General features: G+C 69.1%; 26 protein-coding genes and 1 tRNA gene. 13 read left to right on the top strand and 14 right to left on the bottom strand.

Annotated elements, in window-relative coordinates; translation table 11 throughout:
* Positions 1–546 (bottom strand): c-type cytochrome, encoded by a 546-nt coding sequence (locus ACTIFS_RS03655; protein WP_439572684.1) that lies wholly within the window; start codon positions 544–546, stop codon positions 1–3.
* Positions 547–723: 177 nt separating this feature from the next.
* Between ACTIFS_RS03655 and ACTIFS_RS03650 the strand changes: the two genes are divergently transcribed.
* The 4 genes from ACTIFS_RS03650 to ACTIFS_RS03635 are packed head-to-tail and all read left to right on the top strand — an operon-like array spanning position 724 to position 3,787.
* On the top strand, positions 724–1,458 hold the full coding sequence (locus ACTIFS_RS03650) for a 3-deoxy-manno-octulosonate cytidylyltransferase (protein WP_439572683.1): 735 nt from the start codon (positions 724–726) through the stop codon (positions 1,456–1,458).
* Positions 1,459–1,500: 42 nt separating this feature from the next.
* Positions 1,501–2,364 (top strand): prephenate dehydratase, encoded by an 864-nt coding sequence (locus ACTIFS_RS03645; protein WP_439572682.1) that lies wholly within the window; start codon positions 1,501–1,503, stop codon positions 2,362–2,364.
* 3 nt (positions 2,365–2,367) lie between these two features.
* Positions 2,368–2,892, top strand: a complete 525-nt coding sequence (locus ACTIFS_RS03640) for a GNAT family N-acetyltransferase (RefSeq protein WP_439572681.1) — start codon at positions 2,368–2,370, stop codon at positions 2,890–2,892.
* Complete coding sequence (locus ACTIFS_RS03635; RefSeq protein WP_439572680.1) at positions 2,885–3,787, top strand: LysR family transcriptional regulator; 903 nt, start codon at positions 2,885–2,887, stop codon at positions 3,785–3,787. The genes ACTIFS_RS03640 and ACTIFS_RS03635 overlap by 8 nt, the downstream gene beginning before the upstream one ends.
* Before the next feature lie 45 nt (positions 3,788–3,832).
* Here the strand turns inward: ACTIFS_RS03635 and nudC are convergent, their stop codons facing one another.
* Complete coding sequence (gene nudC / locus ACTIFS_RS03630) at positions 3,833–4,828, bottom strand: NAD(+) diphosphatase (RefSeq protein ID WP_439572679.1); 996 nt, start codon at positions 4,826–4,828, stop codon at positions 3,833–3,835.
* A 64-nt stretch (positions 4,829–4,892) separates the two neighbouring features.
* On the bottom strand, positions 4,893–5,312 hold the full coding sequence (locus ACTIFS_RS03625; protein ID WP_439572678.1) for an HIT domain-containing protein: 420 nt from the start codon (positions 5,310–5,312) through the stop codon (positions 4,893–4,895).
* A gap of 137 nt (positions 5,313–5,449) precedes the next feature.
* On the opposite strand from ACTIFS_RS03625, the gene ACTIFS_RS03620 reads away from it, so the two are divergent.
* The 3 genes from ACTIFS_RS03620 (at position 5,450) to ACTIFS_RS03610 (ending at position 9,473) form a co-directional block, all read left to right on the top strand.
* A complete protein-coding gene (locus ACTIFS_RS03620; RefSeq protein ID WP_439572677.1) occupies positions 5,450–6,253 on the top strand; it encodes a crotonase/enoyl-CoA hydratase family protein in 804 nt (267 codons plus the stop codon).
* 67 nt (positions 6,254–6,320) lie between these two features.
* Complete coding sequence (locus tag ACTIFS_RS03615) at positions 6,321–8,210, top strand: feruloyl-CoA synthase (RefSeq protein ID WP_439572676.1); 1,890 nt, start codon at positions 6,321–6,323, stop codon at positions 8,208–8,210.
* Positions 8,211–8,315: 105 nt separating this feature from the next.
* Complete coding sequence (locus ACTIFS_RS03610) at positions 8,316–9,473, top strand: ABC transporter substrate-binding protein (RefSeq protein WP_439572675.1); 1,158 nt, start codon at positions 8,316–8,318, stop codon at positions 9,471–9,473.
* A gap of 62 nt (positions 9,474–9,535) precedes the next feature.
* On the opposite strand, the gene ACTIFS_RS03605 is transcribed toward ACTIFS_RS03610, so the two are convergent.
* The 7 genes from ACTIFS_RS03605 to ACTIFS_RS03575 form a co-directional block, all read right to left on the bottom strand.
* Complete coding sequence (locus tag ACTIFS_RS03605) at positions 9,536–10,546, bottom strand: NADP-dependent oxidoreductase (RefSeq protein ID WP_439572674.1); 1,011 nt, start codon at positions 10,544–10,546, stop codon at positions 9,536–9,538.
* A gap of 128 nt (positions 10,547–10,674) precedes the next feature.
* A complete protein-coding gene (locus ACTIFS_RS03600) occupies positions 10,675–11,316 on the bottom strand; it encodes a nitrile hydratase subunit alpha (protein WP_439572673.1) in 642 nt (213 codons plus the stop codon).
* 31 nt (positions 11,317–11,347) lie between these two features.
* Entirely contained in the window at positions 11,348–11,638 is a 291-nt protein-coding gene (locus ACTIFS_RS03595) for an SH3-like domain-containing protein (protein ID WP_439572672.1), read from the bottom strand.
* A gap of 3 nt (positions 11,639–11,641) precedes the next feature.
* Complete coding sequence (locus ACTIFS_RS03590; protein WP_439572671.1) at positions 11,642–12,004, bottom strand: nitrile hydratase; 363 nt, start codon at positions 12,002–12,004, stop codon at positions 11,642–11,644.
* Entirely contained in the window at positions 12,001–12,822 is an 822-nt protein-coding gene (locus ACTIFS_RS03585; protein ID WP_439572670.1) for an ABC transporter ATP-binding protein, read from the bottom strand. The genes ACTIFS_RS03590 and ACTIFS_RS03585 overlap by 4 nt, the downstream gene beginning before the upstream one ends.
* 15 nt (positions 12,823–12,837) lie before the next feature.
* Entirely contained in the window at positions 12,838–13,860 is a 1,023-nt protein-coding gene (locus ACTIFS_RS03580; protein ID WP_439572669.1) for an ABC transporter substrate-binding protein, read from the bottom strand.
* A 24-nt stretch (positions 13,861–13,884) separates the two neighbouring features.
* On the bottom strand, positions 13,885–14,619 hold the full coding sequence (locus ACTIFS_RS03575; protein ID WP_439572668.1) for an ABC transporter permease: 735 nt from the start codon (positions 14,617–14,619) through the stop codon (positions 13,885–13,887).
* 223 nt (positions 14,620–14,842) lie between these two features.
* Between ACTIFS_RS03575 and biuH the strand changes: the two genes are divergently transcribed.
* Positions 14,843–15,517: a biuret amidohydrolase gene (biuH, locus tag ACTIFS_RS03570; RefSeq protein WP_439572667.1), complete on the top strand. Its 675-nt coding sequence runs from the start codon at positions 14,843–14,845 to the stop codon at positions 15,515–15,517.
* A 30-nt stretch (positions 15,518–15,547) separates the two neighbouring features.
* Here biuH and cysE read toward each other — a convergent pair whose 3' ends face one another.
* A complete protein-coding gene (gene cysE, locus ACTIFS_RS03565; protein ID WP_439572666.1) occupies positions 15,548–16,405 on the bottom strand; it encodes a serine O-acetyltransferase in 858 nt (285 codons plus the stop codon).
* A gap of 34 nt (positions 16,406–16,439) precedes the next feature.
* Here cysE and ACTIFS_RS03560 point away from each other — a divergent pair, with 34 nt between their 5' ends.
* The 5 genes from ACTIFS_RS03560 to ACTIFS_RS03540 all read left to right on the top strand — a co-directional run bounded on the left by ACTIFS_RS03560 (position 16,440) and on the right by ACTIFS_RS03540 (position 20,068).
* Entirely contained in the window at positions 16,440–16,610 is a 171-nt protein-coding gene (locus tag ACTIFS_RS03560; protein ID WP_439572665.1) for a hypothetical protein, read from the top strand.
* Between the two features lie 48 nt (positions 16,611–16,658).
* Positions 16,659–18,461: a gamma-glutamyltransferase family protein gene (locus tag ACTIFS_RS03555; RefSeq protein WP_439572664.1), complete on the top strand. Its 1,803-nt coding sequence runs from the start codon at positions 16,659–16,661 to the stop codon at positions 18,459–18,461.
* A 102-nt stretch (positions 18,462–18,563) separates the two neighbouring features.
* Entirely contained in the window at positions 18,564–18,983 is a 420-nt protein-coding gene (rbfA, locus tag ACTIFS_RS03550) for a 30S ribosome-binding factor RbfA (protein ID WP_439572663.1), read from the top strand.
* Positions 18,980–19,903 carry a tRNA pseudouridine(55) synthase TruB gene (gene truB / locus ACTIFS_RS03545; RefSeq protein WP_439572662.1) on the top strand — a complete coding sequence of 308 codons (924 nt, stop codon included), beginning with the start codon at positions 18,980–18,982 and terminating at the stop codon, positions 19,901–19,903. Before rbfA ends, truB begins: the two co-directional genes overlap by 4 nt.
* Positions 19,904–19,983: 80 nt before the next feature.
* Positions 19,984–20,068 (top strand) — tRNA-Leu (locus ACTIFS_RS03540).
* Between the two features lie 181 nt (positions 20,069–20,249).
* On the opposite strand, the gene ACTIFS_RS03535 is transcribed toward ACTIFS_RS03540, so the two are convergent.
* The 3 genes from ACTIFS_RS03535 to murA all read right to left on the bottom strand — a co-directional run bounded on the left by ACTIFS_RS03535 (position 20,250) and on the right by murA (position 22,427).
* The gene (locus ACTIFS_RS03535) at positions 20,250–20,540 is read right to left on the bottom strand and encodes a hypothetical protein (protein WP_439572661.1); all 291 of its coding nucleotides are present in this window, start codon (positions 20,538–20,540) and stop codon (positions 20,250–20,252) included.
* A 172-nt stretch (positions 20,541–20,712) separates the two neighbouring features.
* On the bottom strand, positions 20,713–21,000 hold the full coding sequence (locus ACTIFS_RS03530; RefSeq protein WP_439572660.1) for a PilZ domain-containing protein: 288 nt from the start codon (positions 20,998–21,000) through the stop codon (positions 20,713–20,715).
* Positions 21,001–21,134: 134 nt separating this feature from the next.
* The gene (gene murA, locus ACTIFS_RS03525; RefSeq protein ID WP_439572659.1) at positions 21,135–22,427 is read right to left on the bottom strand and encodes a UDP-N-acetylglucosamine 1-carboxyvinyltransferase; all 1,293 of its coding nucleotides are present in this window, start codon (positions 22,425–22,427) and stop codon (positions 21,135–21,137) included.
* Positions 22,428–22,464 lie beyond the last annotated feature (37 nt).

Genomic DNA, 22,464 nt, shown 5'->3' with positions numbered 1-22,464 from the left:
TCACTTCGGCAGGTCGACCGGGGTGTCGGCCTGCTCGCGCAGATAGGCCATCAGGTCGGCGCGCTGCTGCTCGGAGCGGATACCGGCAAACGACATCGTGGTGCCCGGAACCGCGCGGCGCGGATTGGTGATGAAGGCGTACATGGCCTCCAGCGTCCACGGCTCGCTGGCCTTGCCGCGCATGGCCGCCGAATAGTTGAAGCCGGGCGTTGCCGCATGGTTGCGGCCGATGATGCCGAACAGATTGGGACCGGCGCCATTGGCCCCGCCCTTGTTGATCGTGTGGCAGGTCGCGCACTGGCGGAACACGGCCGGACCATTGGCGGCATTGGCGGAGGCGAAGACCTCGGCCATCGTCTTGGTCGGCTCGGCGGCGGCGGGGGCCGCCTGCTGCCCGGCGGGCGGCGCGACGACCACCTCGAAACCGGGCTTGGCCGGCTTGGCCGGTTTGAACAGGATCTCGCCGGCGACGATATTGCCGCCGAGCGTTGCCGTGCCGACCAGCAGCAGGGCCATAAAGGTCTTGTTGATCTCGAATCCGTCCATCAGGACCAGCTCCAGCCGATCGGCAACCTGTCATCGAATCGGGGACCCACGGGGGGAAGCCGCCCGAACCCGGCCGATTTGGCGCGGACACTAATCAAATTGCGCCGCGTGAGGCAACCCGTATATGCACGCCCCCGGCATGCTACTTTCAGCCGCGCCCGAGACCCCTTCCGCCCCATGTCCCGCACACTCGTCCTCATTCCCGCCCGCATGGCTGCCTCGCGCCTGCCCGGCAAGCCCCTCGCCGATATCGGCGGCCGGCCGATGATCGTCCATGTCATGGACCAGGCGCGCGCAGCCGGCCTCGGCGAGGTGATCGTCGCCACGGATTCGGACGAGATCAGCGCCGCGGTGGAGGCCGCCGGTGGCCGGGCCATCATGACCCGTCCGGACCATCCGAGCGGTTCGGACCGCATCCACGAAGCTGCCATGCTGGTCGATACGGCGGCAGCCGCCGACAGGATCATCAACGTGCAGGGCGACCTGCCGACCATCGACCCGGCGATCATCCGGGCAGCGGCCGACCTGCTCGACGACCCGGCCGTCGATATCGGAACGCTGGCGTCCGTCATCACGCGGCCCGAGGAGGTCGCCAATCCGAACGTGGTGAAGGTGGTCGGGACGCCGCTGTCCGGGCGCCGCCTGCGCGCCCTCTATTTCACCCGCGCGACGGCCCCTTCCGGCGAGGGGCCGCTCTATCACCATATCGGCCTTTACGCCTATCGGCGCGCGGCGCTGGACCGCTTCGTCGCGCTGCCCCCCGCCCCGCTGGAGCGGCGCGAACGGCTGGAACAGCTCCGCGCATTGGAAAACGGCATGCGCATCGACGTCGCCGTCGTCGATACCGTGCCCCTCGGCGTCGATACGCCGGAGGACCTGGAACGGGCCCGCGGCCTCATCGCCAAAGCCTGATCCTTCCGCTAAACAAGCCGCCCCACCGGAGTAATGCGTCCCATGATCCTCGCGCCCAAGCGGATCGCCTTCCAGGGCGAACTCAGCGCCTTCTCCCACCAGGCGGCCAATGCGGTCTTTCCGCAGGCCGAGGTTCTGCCATGCCCGAGCTTCGAGGACGCCTTTGCGGCCATCCAGAACGGCGATGCCGATCTGGGCATGATCCCGATCGAGAACTCGATTGCCGGCCGCGTCGGTGACGTCCACCACCTTCTGCCCACCGCCGGGCTCCACATCATCGGCGAGTTCTTCCTGCCCATCCGCTTCCAGCTCATGGGCGTGAAGGGCTCCTCGCTCGCCACCGTCAAGACGGCGCGCAGTCATATCATGGGCCTCGGCCAGTGCCGGCAGATCATCCGAAAGCTCGGCCTGAAGCCCATCGTCGCCGCCGACACGGCGGGCTCGGCGCGCGAGGTGGCGGAGATGAACGACCCCAGCCAGGCCGCCATCGCCCCGAGGCTCGCGGCGGAGGTCTACGGCCTCGACATCCTCGCCGAGGACATCGAGGATGCCGCCAACAACACCACCCGCTTCGTCATCCTGTCGCGCCAGAAGATCTGGGCCGCACCGGGCCGGGACTGCCTGACGAGCTTCGTCTTCCAGGTGCGCAACGTGCCGGCGGCGCTCTACAAGGCCATGGGCGGCTTTGCGACCAACGGCGTCAACATGACCAAGCTCGAAAGCCACATGATCGGCGGGCGCTTCGTCGCCACCCGCTTCTATGCGGAGATCGAGGGTCACCCCGACGACCGGCCGCTGAAACTGGCGCTGGAGGAGCTTGCCTTCTTCGCCAAGGAACTGACCATTCTCGGAGTCTATTCCCAGCACCCCTGGCGGGCCGAGGTGGAGAAGCAGGTCGCGGAGTGAGCCATGGCGATCCGTCGCGCGACGGCGGCGGATGCCGGCCGGATCGCGGAAATCCACGTCCAGTCCTATGACGAGAGCTATCGCGGCATCGCCCCGCCGGAGATCTTCGAGGGGCTGACGGTCGAGCGGCGCCGCGGCCAGTGGGAGCGGTTCTTCAGCACGGCCGGCGACACGACGTCCGCCCATGTCGCCGAGCTTGGCAACGAGACCGTCGGCTTCTGCTCGGGACTTGCGGCCGATGGCGAGATCGGCTGGATCAAGACCCTCTACGTGCTCCGGCGGGCGCAGCGGACAGGCATCGGCCAGGCGCTGATGGCCGCGGTTCTGGCGGACCTCATCCCGCTCGGCAGCCGGACCCTCCGCCTCGACGTCGCGGAGGGCAACGAGAGGGCGGAGGCCTTCTACCGGGCCCTTGGCGGCATTCCGGTCAGCCGGCAGGTCGATCCCGGCCCGATCTGGAAGTCGGTGACCCTCACCTATGAATGGACCGACCTTGCCACGCTCGCCCGGGTCCTCGGCCGTGACTGACGCGCCGCCCGACGCTGCCACGCTGCGCCTTGCGGTGGCCCTTGCCGATACCGGCGACCTCGGGGCAACAGGCACCGCCTTCGGCATCGGAAGGCGGACGGTCGCGGCCCGCATCGCGCAACTGGAGCGCAAGGTCGGCGCGGTCCTGTTCGACCATGCCGGCAAGCGCGTACGCCTCACGGCGGCTGGCGAGGCCTTCATCGGCGAGGCGCGGCTGGCCCTTGCCGCAACCGACCGGGCCGGCCGGCTGGCGCGTGCCATCGCGGACCGCCCGTTGGCGGTCGCCATCGGCGTGACGACCGAGGCCCTGTTCGGTCCCGTGCGCGCGCTGCTGGAGGACCCCGCCTTCGTGGATTCGGGCCTTGCACTGGCGGTTCATGTCATGACGCGGGAGGATCAGGCGGCAGCGCTTGCCGATGGCCGCCTCGCCATCGGCTTCGTGGCACCGCCGCTGCCGGCCCTGCCGCGCGTGCAGCACCACGTTGTCGCGACGTCGAAATGGTCGGCCGTGGTGCCCGATGCCGAGGCCCGGCTGCGCAAGACGGCCAGCCTGTCGCAACTGGCCCGCAAGCCGCTGGTGACACTGGAAGCCGATGCCGCAGGCCTTGCCCGGCACACGCTGACCGCCGCCCTGCGCGCCACCGGCGCCGAGCCCGCCTTCATGCAGGAGGCGCCGGACTGGTCGTCGGTGATGGCGATGGTCGCCCTCGGGCTCGGCTCGGCCCTCGTGCCGTCGATCGTGGCGAAGCGGCTGGCGATCGGCGGCGCGACCGTGCTGCCGCTGGTCGAGGCGGAGAGCCTTGCGCCCTGGGCGATCCATGCCATCTGGCTGCCGCAGCCGGCGGGCACGGCGGCGGCGCAAGCCATTGCGCTGGTCAGGAGCCGGCTGGACTGAGCCGTCGGCGAGCCCGTGGCGCGGGCCTCGCGGCCGTCGCGTCCCTCAGGACGCGATGCGGCTGAGCACCAGGCCGTCGTCGACGAAGGCACGGATCAGGTGATGCGCGATGGCCAGCGGCGGCGGGCAGGCGAGCCGCCCCGGATGCTGGCGGGCGAGCATCATCCAGCACTCCTCGCGGGAAAACCAGCGGGCGTCCTCCAGTTCCTCGGTGTCGATCTCGATGTCGCGGCCGAGCGCCTCGGCATGGCAGCCGATCATCAGCGAGGCCGGATAGGGCCAGGGCTGGTCGAACAGGTAGCCGACCCGGCCGACGGGAACGCCGGCCTCCTCCATGATCTCGCGGCGCACGGCGCCGGCCACCGTCTCACCCGGCTCCAGAAAGCCGGCGAGGGCCGAATACATGCCTTGCGGGAAGCGGCGCTGGCGGCCCATCAGGCAATGGTCGCCATGGACGGGAAGCATGATCACCACGGGGTCGGTGCGCGGGAAGTTCTGCGCGCCGCAGCCGGAACAGTCGCGCCGCCAGCCGGCCTGCACGGCCTCGGTGCGCGTGCCGCAGCGGCCGCAGAAGCGGTGCATGGCGTGCCAGTGCATCAGCGCCTTGCCCTCGGCCATCGGCCCGAGATGGTGCGGCTCGACAATGCCCTGCACGGCAATGGTGCGCATGTCGGTGATCAGCAGGGTCGGGTCGTCGACCTTGATCTCGTCGATGCGATAGGCATTCGGGTCCGGCTTTGTCAGTTCCTTGACGAGACGGGCAAAGCGCGGCGCGCCGTTGAAGAGGCCGAGGAAGGCCGTCTCCACCGGCTCCCCGAAGGCCTCGGCCTCGGCAGCGGTGAACAGCGGATCGCCGCGCTCCTCGTTGCGGCGCAGGATCGGTGTCTCGCCCGCAAAGACGTAGAGGCGCGCGCGCGGGTCGGCGAGGGTCGCGGCCAGCCAGAGCGCGTCGCCACGCTTGGCGCTCATCCGGTCCAGTGCATTGTCCGTGTAACCGAGCGTGACCGGAGGCAGGGGCGGCAGGGCATCGGTGTCGGACATGGCGGCTCGCAGGGCTGATCGGGGCGCAGACGCTCGCACGGCAGGCCGGCGTCAGGCAACGCGGTCAGGCGGCGGAGAGCCCTGCAGCCAGCGCCGCCGTCAGGCCGGTTCGCGCCGCCTCGCCGTAGGGGCGGGCCGGCACCTTGCCCCAGACCGGGCCGGGCCAGGCCGGATCGGCAGCGAAGCGGCCGATGACATGGATATGCAGCTGGCGCACCATGTTGCCGAGGGCCGCGACGTTCAGCTTTTCGCAGGCGGTCAGCCGCTGCAGCAGATCGGAGGCCAGGGCGATCTCGTCCATCGCCTGGTTCCGCTCGGCGCGCGACAGGTCGATGAGTTCGACGGCACCGGTCCGGCGCGGCACCAGCACCAGCCAGGGATAGGTGGCATCGTTCATCAGCCGGACCGTGCAGAGCGGCAGGTCGGTGACAGGAAAGGTGTCGGCCTCAAGCCGCGGGTCGAGATGGAAGGCGTCGCCGGACATGATCGAGGGGTCCTCCGCACGATGGCGCAGGCGCACAGTCCTAGCAGGCCAGGGGTGCGCGGGTCACGCGGCGCGATGCCATCTTGAAGAGCCGATTTAGTTATGCGACATAACTGTTATCGAAGGAGGCGCGGATCATGCCGCAGGCTCAGGCGACCGCCGGTCTCTCCGCCGCCGGACCGCTCGCGACCGAGGTCAGGGGCCCGGTCATGACGGTCGGCATCAACCGGCCGCACAAGCGCAATGCCCTCGACGACGCCACCGTGCTGGCGCTCGAGGACTGCTTCTCGGCGATTCCCGACGGCGTGCGCGTGGCAGTCATCCACGGCATCGGCGAGCATTTCTCCGCCGGCCTCGACCTCTCCGAACTGTCCGAACGCAATGCCGCCGAGGGCATGATGCATTCGCGCATGTGGCACCGGGTGTTCGACCGCATCCAGTTCGCCCCCGTGCCGGTGGTTGCGGCGCTGAAGGGCGCCGTCATCGGCGGCGGACTGGAGCTGGCCTCGGCCTGCCACATCCGCGTTGCCGAGACCGGCGCCTTCTACGCCCTGCCCGAAGGCCAGCGCGGCATCTTCGTCGGCGGCGGGGGCTCGATGCGCCTGCCGCGGCTGATCGGCGTGGCGCGCATGGCCGACATGATGCTCACCGGGCGGACCTATACCGCTGCCGAGGGCCTTGCCATCGGCCTGTCGCAATATCTGGTCGAGGCCGGCGACGGTCTGGACAAGGCGCTGGAACTGGCGGCCCGCATTGCCGGCAATGCGCCGATGACCAATTTCGCCGTCGTCCAGGCCCTGCCCCGCATCGCGGAAAGCGACCCGCAGGCCGGGTTGCTGATGGAATCGCTGATGGCCGCCATCGCCCAGAGCGACCAGGAGGCCAAGGACCGCATCCAGGACTTTCTCGCCAAACGGGCCGCCAAGGTGAAACCAGGCTGAGCCCCCAGCAGCACACCAGCTCCCGCCAAGAGGAGCGATCAAGAGAACCGAACAGGGAGTGACGGGCATGAACGCCCACGCGCCGCAGCCGCTGCGCCCGATCCGTTTCCAGCGCCCCGACGTGACCGTCGAGCGGCGGGACGACGGCGTCGTGCTGGTGCGCCCGCAGGCGCCGCTGGCCCCCTATCCCGACCGCCTGACCGACCGCCTGCTGCACTGGGCCGCCATTTCCCCCGAACGCATCTTCATCGCCGAGCGCGCGGGCGGGGGCTGGCGGGAGATCACCTACCGCCAGGCCCTGGCCTCCGCCCGCTCGATCGCGGCCGGCCTGCTGGCACGCGGGCTCTCGGCGGAGCGTCCGCTGGCCATCCTGTCGGGCAACAGCATCGACCATGCGCTCCTTGCCCTTGGCGCGCTCCATGCCGGCGTTCCCTTCTGTGCGGTCTCGCCAGCCTATTCCACCGTGTCGCGGGACTTCGGCAAGCTGCGCTACGTGATGGCGCTGCTGACCCCCGGCCTCGTCCATGTCGACGAGGCCTCCGTCTTCGCGCCCGCGATTGCCGCCGCCGTGCCGCCGGATGTCGAGGTCATGGCCTCGCGCGGCGACCTGCCCGGCCGGCGCGTCACCGCCCTCGCCGACCTGCTCGCGACGACGCCGACGGCAGACGTCGACCAGGCCCATGCCGCCATCGGCCCGCAGACCATCGCCAAGTTCCTGCTCACCTCCGGCTCCACCGGCATGCCCAAGGCGGTGATCAACACCCAGCGCATGCTGTGCTCCAACCAGGTCATGCTGCGCGAGACGCTGGCCTTCCTGAAGGAGGAGCCGCCGGTCATCGTCGACTGGCTGCCGTGGAACCACACCTTCGGCGGCAACCACAATGTCGGGCTGGTGCTCTACAATGGCGGCACGCTGCATATCGACGACGGCCGGCCGGTGCCCGGTGGAATCGAAGCGACGGTTCGGAATCTGCGCGAGATCGCTCCCACGGTCTATTTCAACGTGCCGAAGGGCTATGAGGAACTGGTCCGGCACCTCCATGACGATGCCGGCCTGCGCCGGCACTTCTTCTCGCGGCTGAACTGCCTGTTCTTCGCCGGCGCCTCGCTCGCCACCCATGTCTGGCGGGCGTTGGACGAGGCCTCCGTGATGGAGACCGGCCAGAGGCTGCCCATGCTGACCGGGCTGGGCGCCACCGAGACCGCTCCCTTCTCGATGTCGGTCACGCCGGAGACGAGCCGGTCCGGCCATGTCGGCCTGCCGGTGGCAGGCAACGAGATCAAGCTGGTGCCGTCCGGCGGCAAGCTTGAGGTGCGCGTGCGCGGTCCGAACGTGACGCCCGGCTACTGGCGCCAGCCCGACGTGACGGCGAGGGCCTTCGACGAGGAGGGCTATTACTGCTTCGGCGACGCGCTGCGTCCGGTCGATCCGGGAGACCTGTCGCGCGGTTTCGACTTCGACGGCCGCATTTCCGAGGATTTCAAGCTCGCAACCGGCACCTGGGTCAGCGTCGGCCCGCTGCGCGCCCGTTTCATCGCCGCCACGGCCCCGCTGGTGCGCGACGTGGTAATTGCCGGGCTCGACCGCGACCAGCTCGCCGCCATCGTCATTCTCGACCAGGACGGCGTGCGTCAGGTCCTGCCGCATCTGGCGGGCGCCGACCTGCGCAGCATGGCTGCCGATCCGGCGCTGCGCGGCCTGTTCCGGCAGCGGCTGACCGCTTTCGCGGCGACCGCGACCGGGTCCGCCTCGCGGATTGCCCGCGCGGTCCTGCTGGACGAAGCTCCCTCGATCGATGCGGGCGAGATCACCGACAAGGGCTCGATCAACCAGCGTGCCGTGCTGCAGCACCGCGCGGCGCTGGTCGAGCTTCTTTATGCGCGGCCGGTGTCCCCGGCCGTGATGGAGGCGGATGCTCCGGCTGCGGCCGGTGCGCCGGTCCTGCAGGCAGGATAGAATCGGGCGCTGGCGCCCGGCCAAGACCAGAAGCCCGCCACACGGGCCGACACAACCCAGCCGGAAGTCACCCGACATCCGGACAGATCGCAAGGGAGGACTTTCATGACACGCATCACACGACGCAACACGCTGATCGGCGGCACTGCACTCGGCCTGGTCGGGTTCACGGGCGCCCGCGCCCAGACCGCCGACGTCACCATCGGCATCACCATCTCGATCACGGGCCCGGCCGCGGCCCTCGGCATTCCGATCCGCAACTCGGTGGAACTTGCCCCCACCGAGATCGGCGGGGTCAAGCTGCGGCCGATCGTGCTGGACGACGCCGGCGACCCGACGGCCGCCACCACCAATGCCCGTCGCTTTGCCACGCAGGACAAGGTCGACGTGCTCATGGGTTCGTCGACCACCCCGCCCGGCATCGCGGTTTCCAACGTGGCTGCCGAAGCCAATGTCCCGCACTTTTCCTTCGCGCCGATCCCGGTGCCGCCGGAGCGGCGCAAGTGGAGCGTGGTCATGCCGCAGCCGGTGGCGCTGATGGCCGGCGGCCTGTTCGAGCATATGAAGAAGACCAATGTGAAATCGGTCGCCCTGATCGGCTTCTCCGATTCCTGGGGTGACCTGTGGGTGCGCGAGTTCAAGGCCCAGGCCGAGCCCGCCGGCATGCGCCTCGTCGCCGACGAGCGCTATGCCCGCGCCGACACGTCGGTGGCCGGCCAGTCGCTGAAGATCGTCTCGCTGCGTCCGGATGCGGTGCTGGTGGCGGCTTCCGGCACGGGTGCCGCCCTGCCGCAGATCGCCCTGCGCGAGCGCGGCTATCGCGGGCCGATCTACCAGACCCACGGCGCCGTGACGCGCGACTTCATCCGCATCGCGGGCCGCGCGGCCGAGGGTGTCATCATGGCCTCCGGCCCGGTCATCGTGCCGGAACTTCAGCCGGATTCCTCGCCCACAAAGGCGCCGGGCCTTGCCTATGTCACCGCCTACGAGGCCAAGTTCGGCAAGGACACGCGCACCCAGTTCGGAGCGCATCTGTTCGACGCCTACAAGATCCTCGAGCGGGTGGTGCCGGTGGCCCTGAAGGAGGCGCGTCCGGGAACGCAGGAGTTCCGCGAGGCGATCCGCAAGGCCCTGCTGACCGAGAAGAACATCGCCGCCAGCCAGGGCGTGTTCAATTTCTCCGAGCAAGACCGCTACGGCGTCGACGAGCGGGCGCGCGTGCTGCTCACGGTGAAGGACGGCAACTGGGCGCTGGTGAGCTGATCTGCCTTCCATCATGACGGCAGCGGGCGGCCGGGAGGCTGCCCGTTGTTGTTTCTGGTCGATCAGTCATGCAGGCGGATCAGCCGCTTGCCGCGGTTCTCGCCCCGGTAGAGGCCGGCAATGGCGTCGGGTGCGGCCTCGATGCCGTCGAGGATGTCCTCGGCATAGCGCAGGCGCCCCTCGCGTATCCAGGAGGCCAGCCGCGGCAGGGCCTCGCCGTAGCGGGCGGCATAGTCGAACACGATGAACCCGGCCATGCGGGCGCGCTTGACCAGCAGGTGGCGTTCCGGGCGCGGCCCGGTCGGCCATGGATCCCATGACGGCACCGACGCCGTGCCGCAGAGCACGACGCGCGCGCCGATGGCCAGTTGCGCCAGAACCGTGTCGGATACCGGTCCGGACGTGTTGTCGAAATAGACGTCGACGCCCCGAGGCGCGGCGGCGGCCAGCGCCGTGGCCAGGTCTTCGCCGGCCTTGTAGTCGATGGCCGCGTCATAGCCGAAGTCCTCGACGCACTGGCGCACCTTGTCCGGCCCGCCGGCAATGGCGACCGTCCGGCAGCCCATCAGCCTGGCGATCTGGCCGACCGCCGAGCCGACCGAGCCGGCGGCGGTGGACACCACCACCGTGTCGCCCGGCCGCGGCGCACCGACATCCAGCAGCGCGAAATAGGCGGTGAGGCCGTTGAGGCCGAGCACGCCGAGGGAGGCCGACAACGGCAGGTCCGTCTCGGTCACCTTGCGAGACACGGCCGAGGCCGGCACGGTGGCCAGTTCCTGCCAGCCGAACATGCCGGTGACCTTCTCGCCGGGGACAAAGCCCGGATGGCGGGACGCCACCACCTCGCCGCTGGCAAAGGAGCGCATGACCGCGCCGATGCCCACCGGCTGGGAATAGTTGGCGACCGCGCTGACCCAGCCGCGCATGGCCGGCTCCACCGACAGGAACTGGTTGCGCACGAGGATCTCGCCTTCCTTCAGGTCGGGCACCTCGGCCTCCGCCACGGCGAAGTGCCGGGCCTGCGGGATGCCGTCCGGACGGGCGGCCAGAACGACGCGGCGGGATGTCGGCATGGGGGCCTCGCTGATTTGCACAGAGCCGCCCGCCGCTTCCTGCGGACGGACACTCGGCTCACTTCTGGCCGGATGCTAGAGGGTTCGGGGCGCCGCTGCATCTCCACCGAAGGCAGGGCGTCGCGACGTCACGCTCTTGGAACCGCCGTGCCGATCATGCAGTCGCGCGTGACTAGGCTCATCAGCCGGTCCAGAGGCCAGCCCTCCGTTCCCTCGGGCCGCATGGGCAGCACGATGTAGCGCATGTCGGCGTTGGAATCGTGGACACGGACCTTGACGCCCTCCGGCAGATCGAGGCCGAGTTCGGCCAGCACCGCCCGCGGCTCGCGCACCGTGCGGGCCCGGTAGTTCTTGGAAATGTACCACCAGGGCGGCTGGCCGAGCAGCGAGCGCGGATAGCAGGAGCACAGCGTGCAGACGATGACATTGTGCAGGTCCGGCCGGTTTGCGACCACGACCAGTTGGGCCTCCTTGATGCGGAAGCCAAGTTCGAGGGCTGCCGCCGCGCCATCGGCCAGCAGCCGGGCCTGGTAGGCGGGGTCACGCCAGGCCTCGGCGACGATCCGTGCGCCCCAGGTGGCATTCGGCGCTTCGAGTGCGGCGATCACGCGGTCGGTATCGGCCATCGACAGGACCTGCTTTTCCAGCAGGATCTTGTGCAGGGCCTCGGTCATCAGGGCGTAGTAGTCGGCACCCTCGTGGCCTTCGACCACGGGGCGGTCCGGATCGGTCTTCTCGGCCGGGAAGCCGATGGGATCGGGGGTTGCCATGATGCCGTCCTTGTCCGCCAGTCCTTGTCCGTCAATCCTGGCCTGCCGGTTCAAGCCAGTGGTCGTAGATCTCGATCTCCAGCGTGTCCTCGCCAGGGCCGCGATAGTCCTGCCACAGGGCCGGCTGATCGAAACGCACGCGATAGAGGTCGATGGCCGGCAGCCCCGGCCGGCCGAAGGCGAGATCCTCCGGGTTCGGATAGGCTCCGCAATAGCGCTCCACCTCGCCGGTCTTGAGCCGGATAAAGAACGGAATGCGCACGTGACCGGGTTTGCCGAGTTCGCGCACGGTGACGCGGTCGCCGGGCCGGAATCGCGGCATGGGTCAGACCTCCGGGGTGACGGTCCGGGCGACATGGTCGACCTTCAGGCCGCGCATCGCCGCGATCGCATCCATCCTCTGACGGACCTCATCCACCGCGACGATGTCCTTCTCGGCGAGAAGGATGGTCAGCGCCTCGGCCCGCCGCTCATAGAACCCGAGCGTCTCGTAGAGATCCTCGCCGAAACTCTCGAAGACGCGCCGGATCTCGTCGAGCGAGACGCTTCGATCCTTCTGCTCCAGCGCGCCGCGGATCGCCTCGGAGAGCTTCTGCCAGTCCTCGAACGGCCGCTCGACACACTGGACCGGTCCGCCGGGCAGGCCGCCGATATCGTGATAGCCCCGGTAGCGGATCTCCTCGCTCACGATCCCCTCACCGCGGTCTGGAACACCTCCAGCGCCTCCGCCTTGAGGCGGACGAAGGCCGGCTCGCTGAGCACCTGGGGCGAGCGCGGACGGGCAAGCGGCACGTCCATATAGGCGGCGATGCGCGAGGGCCTGCGCGTGAGCAGCAGCACCTTGTCGGCGAGATAGACCGCCTCCTCCAGGTCGTGGCTGACCAGCACGGTGGTCGTGCTGCGGGCGATCAGCACCTTCTGCAACTGGTCGCGCATGATCAGCGTCATCTCGTAGTCGAGCGCGGAGAACGGTTCGTCCAAGAACAGAACCTCCGGCTCGACCACCAGCGAGCGCATGATCGAGACGGTCTGCTGCTGGCCGCCGGACAGTTCGTAGGGATAGCGGTTGAGATCGAACTTGAGGTCGAACCCGGCTGCCAACTGCTCGATCCGCCGGTCGCGCTCGGGCTTCGGCACACCCATCAGCTTCAGCGGATAGTGGACATTGTCGATGGCGCGGATCCAGGGGAACAGCGCCTCGCGGTAGTTCTGGAAGACGTAGCCGATGCGTGTCTCTGCGATGGTCTTGCCTTCGAACAGGATCTGGCCGGAATCGAAGGGAAGCAGCCCGGCCACCATGTTGATGAAGGTGGACTTGCCGCAGCCGTTCGGCCCGAACACCGACACGATCTGTCCCTTCGGCAGATCGATGTCGAAGTTCTCGTAGACCGGCACGCCGTTGAAGCGCTTGGTCAGCCCCCGGACCGTGATGTGCGTTCCGGGGGTGAACCAGCGCTGGTCGGTATAGGCCACAGCCTCGGGGTCGGGCTTGTGATGGGCATTCACAGGGCGCGTCCTCCGTCAGGCGCCGAGATCGGCGGGCTTGAGGATGATGTCGCGCACCTTCATCGGCGTGCGCAGCGCTCCTTCCGCCGAGAACACATCGACCAGCGCCTGATAGGAGTTGAGGTCGGTCTCGTTCAGGTCCTTCCAGGCGCGCAGATAGGGCTGGGCGACGATGCCGACCTGCTCGGGCTTCATCGGCGTGAACTTCGGCAGCATCGGCCGCACCTTGTCGAACTGCGTCTCCGAGAAGGCGGTTGCCTGGTCGAGAACCTCCACCATGCGGCGCGCCACCGCCGGCCGGTCCTTGATGAACTTGGTCGTGAGCAGCGACACACCGGAATAGAACGGATCGGCAATGATGCCGGCGACCGGGTTGGTCATGGCCCGCTTGGCCTCGCCCAGGGCCACGGCGATGGAGCCGACCGGCTCCAGCGACAGCGTGGCATCGACCGAACCGGCGATCACGGCCTGCACCTGGAGGCCGACGGCCAGTTCCACCAGCCGGATGTCCTTGTCGGGATCGAGGCCGGCCTTGCGCACCATGTGGCGCGAGATGGTCCGCCACTGGATGCCGGGCAGATGGCCGAGCGACTTGCCGCGCAGGTCCTGGAACGACTTGATCGGCGAGTTGTTGGCAACGATCAGGCCGTCATTGATGCGGTTGACCGCGATGCCGCCGCCCTGCAGGCCGAACACCTTGAACGAGCCGGGGAACTGGCTCTCGGCCAGCACCGTGATGCCGGCCGCCGCGCCCGGCGCGCCGCAATCGGCACGGTTGGCGACCAGACTGTCGATGATCTGGTTCGGCGCCTGGAAACGCACCGCCTCCACCTCCAAATTGGCCTTCTCGAACATCTTCTCCTCGATCGCGACATAGAGCGCGGTCGTCTGCATGATCGGCAGCCAGGAGACGACCACCTTGTCGCGCGCCTGCGCGATGGCGGGAGCCGGCAGGCCGGTGGCCAGCGCCAGCGAGCCGGCGGCGGTCAGGAAGGTGCGGCGGTCGGTGCCGGAGATCGGCGGCTTGCGGATGGTCATGGGGCTACTCCTGTGGGTTCGGGATCACGAGCGCCCGGCCCAGTGCACGAGGCGCTTCTCAAGGCCGAGGAAAACGAGGTTGAGGCCGTAGCCGAGCACGCCGGAGACGATGATCGTCCCGTAGAGTTGCGGCAGGTCGAAGGTGATCTGGCTGTCGATGATCCGCTTGCCGAGGCCATCGTCCGAGCCGATGAACATCTCGGCGACGACGATCACCACCAGGGCCATGGAAACGGCCGTGCGCAGCCCGATGAAGGTCTGCGGCAGGCATTCGAAGAACAGCACGTCCCTGAAGACGCGCAGCCGCGAGGCACCCATCACCTGGGCCGCCAGGATGCGGGTGCGGCGCGAGTTCATGACGCCGTAGGCAACGTTGAACAGGATCACCAGCCAGGCCGCGAAGGCGGCGACCGAGATCTTCGAGAAGTCGCCGAGACCGAAGATGATCATGAACAGCGGGAACATCGCCGTGGCAGGCGTCGACCGGAAGAAGTCGATCAGGAACTCGATGGAGCGATAGAGCTTCTCGCTGGCTCCGATGACGATGCCGAGCGGCACGCCGACGATGGCCGCGATCGCGAAGGCATGCAGCGTGCGCCCGAGCGTGCGCATGAAGTCGGCGCCGAGGCCGCCGCCGAGGGCATTGGTCCAGATCGACTGGAGCGTGCGCACCGGAGAGGGCAGCAGCCGCGGCGTCACGAGCCCGGTGACGTTGACCAGATACCAGACGCAGAACAGCGCGACCGGGCCGATCGCCATCCACATCCAGCGCCTGCCCAATGCCTCGGATTGCATACAATAGCCCTCGGACTGACCTGTGAATGCCTACTCTTTGTGCATTCAGCATGTGGTTTCCGGGATATCCCGGCTTTGTCCGATGATTTCGCAAGAGGGATGCCATCCCGGCGGAAAGGCACGCGGCTTGCTCGTTCCCTCCCGAATGCCGCCGTCAGGGCGGCGCCAGCCGGGAGACGCACAGCCCATGACGACGATTGCCTCAGACCCCTACGCCTGGCCCTTCGACGGCGACCTCACGCCTGCCAATACAGCGCTGGTGGTGATCGACATGCAGACCGACTTCTGCGGCAAGGGCGGCTATGTCGATGCCATGGGCTACGACCTGTCGCTGACCCGCGCGCCGATCGAGCCGATCGGCCGGGTGCTCGCGGCCATGCGCGCCAAGGGCTACTGGATCATCCACACGCGCGAGGGCCACCGGCCGGACCTGGCGGACCTGCCGGCCAACAAGCGCTGGCGCTCGCAGCAGATCGGCGCCGGCATCGGCGATCCCGGCCCCTGCGGAAAGATCCTCATCCGCGGCGAGCCCGGCTGGGAGATCATCCCGGAACTCGCACCGCTACCGGGCGAAACCATCATCGACAAGCCGGGCAAGGGTTCGTTCTGCGCGACTGATCTGGAACTGATCCTGCGCCAGCGCGGCATCCGCAACCTGATCCTCACCGGCATCACGACTGACGTGTGCGTTCACACGACCATGAGGGAGGCCAATGATCGCGGCTTCGAATGCCTGCTGGTGGAGGATTGCTGCGGCGCGACCGACTACGGCAACCACTTAGCCGCCATCAAGATGGTCAAGATGCAGGGCGGCGTGTTCGGGGCCGTGAGCCAGTCCGGGGCAGTGGTGGCCGGCCTGTGACCTTGAGCCTTCCCGCAGCCCGGGCCTGCCTCAGATCTCGTAGGTGAAGCTCTGCGCCGGCCGCTCGGCAAGGATCTGGTCCATCTCGCGCGAGGGTTCGGCGCAACCGGCCGTGCCGACCGCCCTTGCAGGGACGCCCGCCACGGTCGTGTTCGGCGGCACGGCGTGCAGCACCACGGACCCGGCGGCCACGCGTGCGCAGCGGCCGATCTCGATATTGCCGAGGATCTTGGCGCCCGCGCCGATCAGCACGCCGCGACGCACCTTCGGATGGCGATCGCCGGCTTCCTTGCCGGTGCCGCCCAGCGTGACGTTCTGGAGGATCGAGACATCGTCCTCGATCACCGCCGTCTCGCCCACCACCAGACCGGTGGCGTGGTCGAGGAAGATGCCCTTGCCGATGGGCACGGCCGGGTTGATGTCGGTCTGGAACACTTCCGAGGAACGGCTCTGCAGATAGAGCGCGAAGTCGCGGCGGCCCCGGTGCAGCAGCCAGTGGGCCAGGCGATGGCTCTGGATGGCGTGAAAGCCCTTGAAGAACAGCACCGGCTCGATCAGCCGGTCGGCAGCGGGATCGCGGTCGAGCACGGCGGCGGCATCGGCGCGGATTGCCTGGACGATGGCGGGCGCGCGCGCGAAAGCCTCGCGGAAACTGTCGTGCAGCACGTCGAGCGGCACATCGTCATTGGCCAGCCGCGCGGCGATGCGGCGGGCCACCGCATCCTCGAACGAGGCGGAGCGGCCGATGGTGCGCATGGCCAGCGACGCCAGTTCGGGATTGGCGGACGCCATGGCCTCGGCCTCAGCGCGCAGCCGCTGCCAGGCGAGGTCGCCGGTGTCCTTCGTCAGGGGGATGACGGTGCCAGTCGCCTGATGGGACGGAGCCATAGCCGGGCATTCCTTTTTCGAGCCTGATCGAAGAATGAAACGCCTGTCCGCGACAGGATCAAGTCAATTCCTGTTCATGGAAACCTGTTCCAATTTCGGCGTTGATATCGAAAGGATCATATCGCCCGCCCACCCTTCCGGCGAAGAGGCGTTTGCCTGCGGCGCGTGGACAGGCACCCCACCTTGCCATGGCGATGCCGGCTGACCACGATGCGGCATCCGCCGGCAGACCGTTCACCCGAGGACCAGGCCCTTGAGCATCCCCCGTTTCACCACCCGCCCCGAGATCGACGGCACCTTCGGCGTGGTCACCACCACCCACTGGATCGCCTCGGCGGTGGCCATGGGCATTCTCGAGCGCGGCGGCAATGCCTTCGATGCCGGCTGCGCCGCCGCCTTCACGCTGCAGGTGGTGGAGCCGCACCTCAACGGCCCGGGCGGCGACGTGCCGGTGATCCTCTACGACGCGGGCAAGGAAGCGGTGGAGGTGATCTGCGGCCAGGGTCCGGCGCCGGCGGGCGCCACCATCGCGCATTACCGCTCGCTCGGCCTCGACCTGGTGCCCGGAACCGGGCTGCTCGCCACCTGCATACCGGGCGCCTTCGACACCTGGATGCTGATGCTGCGCGACTACGGCACCATGCGCCCGCGCGACGTCCTGGAAGCGGCCATCGGCTATGCCCGCAACGGCTATCCGCTGGTCGAGCGCATTCCGGCCACCATCCGCACGGTGGAGGCGCTGTTCCGCGACCATTGGCCGACCTCGGCGGCCGTCTATCTTCCGGGCGGCCAGGTGCCGGAGCCCGGCGACCTGTTCACCAATGTGAAGCTGGCCGAAACCTACGAGCGCGTGCTGCGCGAATGCGAGGGCGGCACGCGCGAGGACGAGATCGCGCGTGCGCGCTTCGTCTGGAGCCAGGGCTTCGTCGCCGACGCCATCGACCGCTTCTGCCGCACCGAGGCGGTGTTCGACGTCACCGGCGAACACAATCGCGGCGTGCTCACCGGGCAGGACATGGCCGGCTGGAAAGCCAGCGTCGAAGCGCCGATCCACTATGATTACGGCCGTTACCGTGTGTTCAAGCCGACCACCTGGAGCCAGGGTCTCGTCTGTCTCCAGCAACTCGCCCTGCTCAGGAGCTTCGACCTCGACGCGCTCGACATGGCCGGCCCCGATTTCGTCCATCTCGTCACGGAGGCCGCCAAGCTCGCCTTTGCCGACCGCGAATCCTTCTATGGCGATCCCGACTTCGTCGACGTGCCGATCGAGACCCTGCTCTCGGACGCCTACAATTCCGAGCGGCGCAAGCTCATCGGCGAGACCGCCTCCGTCGAGCTGCGGCCCGGCACCATCGCAGGAGCTGGCGGCAAGGTGGATGCCCGGGTCTCCACCGGCAAGCGCGTGGCGGTGGGTGCCACCGGCGCCGGCGAGCCGACCGTGGGCGAGATCGAGACCCATGAGAGCGGCGGCACGCGCGGCGACACGGTCCATTTCGACATCATCGACCGCTGGGGCAACATGGTCTCCTCGACCCCCTCCGGCGGCTGGCTGCAATCCTCGCCCGTCATCCCGGACCTCGGCTTCTGCCTCGGTTCGCGCGCCCAGATGTTCTGGCTGGACGAGAGCCACCCCGCCGCGCTGGTGCCCGGCAAGCGCCCGCGCTCGACGCTGACCCCGACCCTCGCGTTCCGCGACGGCGAGCCCTACATGGCCTGGGGCTCGCCGGGCGGCGACCAGCAGGACCAGTGGATTCCGCAGATGTTCCTGCGCCATGTCCATGGCGGCATGAACCTGCAGGAGGCGATCGACGCACCGGCCTGGCACACCGAGCATTTTCCCGGCTCGTTCTGGCCGCGCACGTCGCGACCGGGCGTGATCGTCGTGGAAAGCCGATTCCCGGAATGCGCGATCGCGGACCTGCGCCGCCGCGGCCATACGGTCGAGGTGGGCGGCGCCTGGTCGGAGGGCCGCCTCACCGGCGCGCGCCGTGAGGGGGTGCGGCTGAAGGCGGCCGCCAATCCGCGCGGCATGCAGGGCTATGCGGTGGGGCGGTAGGCAGCGCCCGCCCTCCCGCGCCTTCCCTTCGCCCGCCTGCCGGTGTATGTGGCCGCCTCCCTTTGGCGCCCACCCGGTCCGATCCCGGGCGAAGGAGACATGATGGCCAAACGATTCGATACGGGCAGCGGCCCGTCCCAGCGGCAGTTGCGCGTCGGCGAACTGCTGCGCCACGCCCTTGCCGAGGTGCTCCAGCGCGGCGAGGTGCATGACCCCGTGCTGGCGACCCATGTCGTCACCGTGCCGGAAGTGCGGATGTCGCCGGATCTGAAGATCGCGACCTGTTTCGTCATGCCGCTGGGGGGCAAGGACCAGGAGGCGGTGATTGCGGCGCTCGCCCGCAACAAGCGCTACCTGCGCGGCGAACTGGCCCATCGCACCAACCTGAAATATGCGCCCGACCTGCGCTTCCGCATCGACGGCTCCTTCGAGGAGGGCTCGCGCATCGACGATCTCCTCGACAGCGACGACGTGCGCCGCGATACCGGGGCCGCACCGCGCCGCGCCGGGGACGACCAATGAACGCGCCGCGGACCAGGAAGGTCGACATTCACGGCTGGATCGTTCTCGACAAGGATCTGGACCAGACCTCGACGCAGGCGGTGTCGCATGTGCGCCGCCTGTTCAACGCGAAGAAGGGCGGCCATGCCGGCACGCTCGACCCGCGCGCCACCGGCCTTCTGCCGATCGCGCTGGGGGAGGCCACCAAGACGGTCCCCTTCGTCATGGATGGCCGCAAGACCTACCGCTTCACCGTGACCTGGGGCGCCGAGACCGCCACCGACGACACCGAGGGCGAGGTGACGGCGCGCTCCGACCTCCGGCCGACGCGCGAGACCATCGAGGCCCTGCTGCCGCGCTATACCGGCACGATCATGCAGGTGCCGCCGAAATTCTCTGCCATCAAGGTGGATGGCGAGCGGGCCTATGACCTGGCCCGCGACGGCGAGGAGGTCTCGCTTGCCGCCCGGCCGATCATCATCGACAGCCTCAGGCTGGTGTCGCTCGACGCGGACAGCGCCGAGCTGGAGGCCGAATGCGGCAAGGGCACCTATGTGCGCGCCATCGCCCGGGATCTCGGCCGCGACCTCGGCTGTCTCGGCCATGTCTCCGCGCTCCGGCGCACGCGCGTCGGCCCGTTCGGCGAGGATGACACGGTGACGCTGGAGGAGCTGCGCGAGCTTGCCGGCGGCGCCATTGCCGGGCAGACGCTGGACGATGCGCTGCTGCCGGTGGAGGCCGCCCTCGCCGAGGTGCCCGAGGTGAAGGTGACGCGCGACATCGCCGCCCGGCTGGTGCGCGGCCAGAGCGCCATCCTGCGGGGCCGCGACGCGCCGGTCGGCGGCCCGGTCTGGGCATCGGCGGGGGGCGATCCGATCGCGCTGTGCGAGGTGGAGATGGGCGAGCTGGTGCCGAAGCGCGTGTTCGTCTTCGGCAGCTGAGCCGCCCTGCACGGCTTCGTCACAAACCTCGCCCGGCCGCGTTGACGCACCCTGCATCAGTCGCTATGAGAGCGGCCTTCGCCCAGATGGCGGAATTGGTAGACGCGCTGGTTTCAGGTACCAGTGACGAGAGTCGTGGAGGTTCGAGTCCTCTTCTGGGCACCAATTTCAAACACAGGCGCCGGGTTCGGCACCTTTGTCGACAAAACCCGCTCCGGTCACCGGAGCGGGTTTTTTCTTTTGTCACGCGCGGGGGCTGGCCGGGATCCGCTGCCCCGTTTCGAACGGCAGCGGGCGGCAGGTTGCCCTGCCGCCCGGCCTCATGTCGAAGCGTCTGGCGCGGTGCTCAGCGGCGATAGCCGCGGAACTCGCAGCGCACCGGCCGGCCATTGGGGTCGAACAGGCACGGCCCCTGGATGGTGCGGGCGGTCGGCCCGGCGCCGCCGCGGCCGTAGGTCGGGCCGCCGGGGACGGCGTGGCTGACCGGCGGCACGAGCGTCATCTGAATATCGCCGCCGCCGCCACCGCCGCCACCACCGCCGCCACCACCGGCGCTTTGCGCCATGGCTCCGGTGGACAGGGTCGCAAGCGCGAGGGCGAAGGTGCCGGCAAGGGCGAGGGTGCGGGTGCTGAACATGGGTCTTTCCTTGGGTCCTGAGGGGTCGGGGCCGGCTGCATGGCAGTCCGGTCTGGTGACCATGGGTGTCGGGACCGCAGGGAAAGGTTCACGGAAAGGTTCGCGACCGGGCCGGCGGATGGCTGGAGCCCGCGCCCGCAGCCCGCGAGCGGGCCGTGCGCGGCCCGGCGTGTCAGGGCTCTTCCGGCTCGATAAAGGCGACGCCGAGTTCGTTGCCGCGCCGCCAGACCAGACGGCACTGGCGCGTGGCCCGGCCGGCATTGTCCAGCCTCAGGACAAACCGGTCCGGCACCTCGCCGTCCTCGCGCAGGGTGACGCGCGCGCCCCCCTTGGAAATGTCGTTCATCATGCAGGGCAGCAGCCGGCCATCGGCCGGCAGTTCTATCGCGAGGGGATAGCTCAGGTCGCGCCGGGCGGTGCCGCGCTGGTCGCGCTGGTCGAGACTGCGTCGGGATCGCATCGTGAGCCATCGCCCGGAGAGAGATGACGCAAGGTCACCTCGGTCACCATCGCATGGTTTCCTTGACGATGCCTTGCGCGCGCACCGCGTCTTCCGCAGGGCTGGCCCGCGCGGACGCGTGAGCGGACGGGTGGTCAGCTGCCCTTGATGCGCTCGATATCGGCGCCGCAGGCGGCAAGCTTGGTCTCCAGCCGCTCGAAGCCGCGGTCGAGGTGATAGACGCGGTTGACGGCGGTCTCGCCCTGGGCGGCGAGGGCTGCGATCACCAGCGACACGGAGGCGCGCAGGTCGGTGGCCATGACCGGGGCGCCCTTCAGCACCGGCACGCCCTCGATGGTGGCCGTCTGGCCGTCCAGGTGGATATGGGCGCCGAGCCGGGCGAGTTCCTGCACATGCATGAAGCGGTTCTCGAAGATCGTCTCGGTGATGCGCGAGGTGCCGCTGGCCCGCGTCATCAGTCCCATGAGCTGGGCCTGAAGATCGGTGGGGAAGCCGGGGAACGGGTCGGTGGTGACCGTCACAGGCTGGATGCCGTGGCCGTTACGCGCCACGCGGATGCCCTCGTTGGTGACGGTGATGGCAGCGCCCGCCTGGCCCAGCACGTCGAGGGCAGACTGCAGCAGCTCCGGCCGGGCGCCGGCCAGCATGACGTCGCCGCCGGTCATGGCCACGCACATGGCATAGGTGCCGGCCTCGATCCGGTCGGCCACGACGGTGTGGTGCGCGCCCTTCAGCCGCGCCCCCCCGTCCACCTCGATGGTGGCGGTGCCCTGGCCGCGGATGCGGGCGCCCATCTTGACCAGGCAATCGGCGAGATCGGTGACCTCGGGCTCGCAGGCGGCGTTGCGGATCACCGTCGTGCCGTCTGCGAGGGCGGCCGCCATCAGCGCCACATGGGTGCCGCCGACCGTCACCTTCGGGAAGTCGATCTCGGCGCCCTTCAGGCCTTTGGGCGCGTCGATCACGGCATAGCCGGCATCGATCTCGATGCGCGCGCCGAGCCGCTCCAGCGCCATCAGCAGCAGGTCCACCGGGCGGGTGCCGATGGCGCAGCCGCCGGGCAGCGACACGCGGGCGCGGCCCATGCGGGCGACCAGCGGCGCGATCACCCAGAAGCTCGCGCGCATGGTGGAGACGAGTTCGTAGGGCGCGGTGGTGTCGACGATGGAGCGGGCATTGAGCCGCACCGTCTGGCCGACCAGGTCGTCGTCGCCCGTGCGCTTGCCGGCAATCGTCACGTCGACGCCGTGATTGCCGAGGATGCGGCCGAGATTGGTCACGTCCGAGAGGCGCGGGACATTGGCCAGCGTCAGTTCGTCCTCGGTGAGCAGCGAGGCGATCATCAGCGGCAGGGCGGCATTCTTGGCGCCGGAGATCGGCAGGGTGCCGTGAAGCGGGCGGCCGCCCCTGATCAGGATGCGATCCATCTGTCGGTCTCCGGGGACATGCGGGGGCGCCGGATTG

The organism is Phreatobacter sp. (genome assembly GCF_051860605.1).
Lineage (GTDB): Bacteria > Pseudomonadota > Alphaproteobacteria > Rhizobiales > Phreatobacteraceae > Phreatobacter.
Note: the sequence above shows the minus strand (reverse complement) of the source record. Positions and strands in the feature narration are given on the sequence as shown.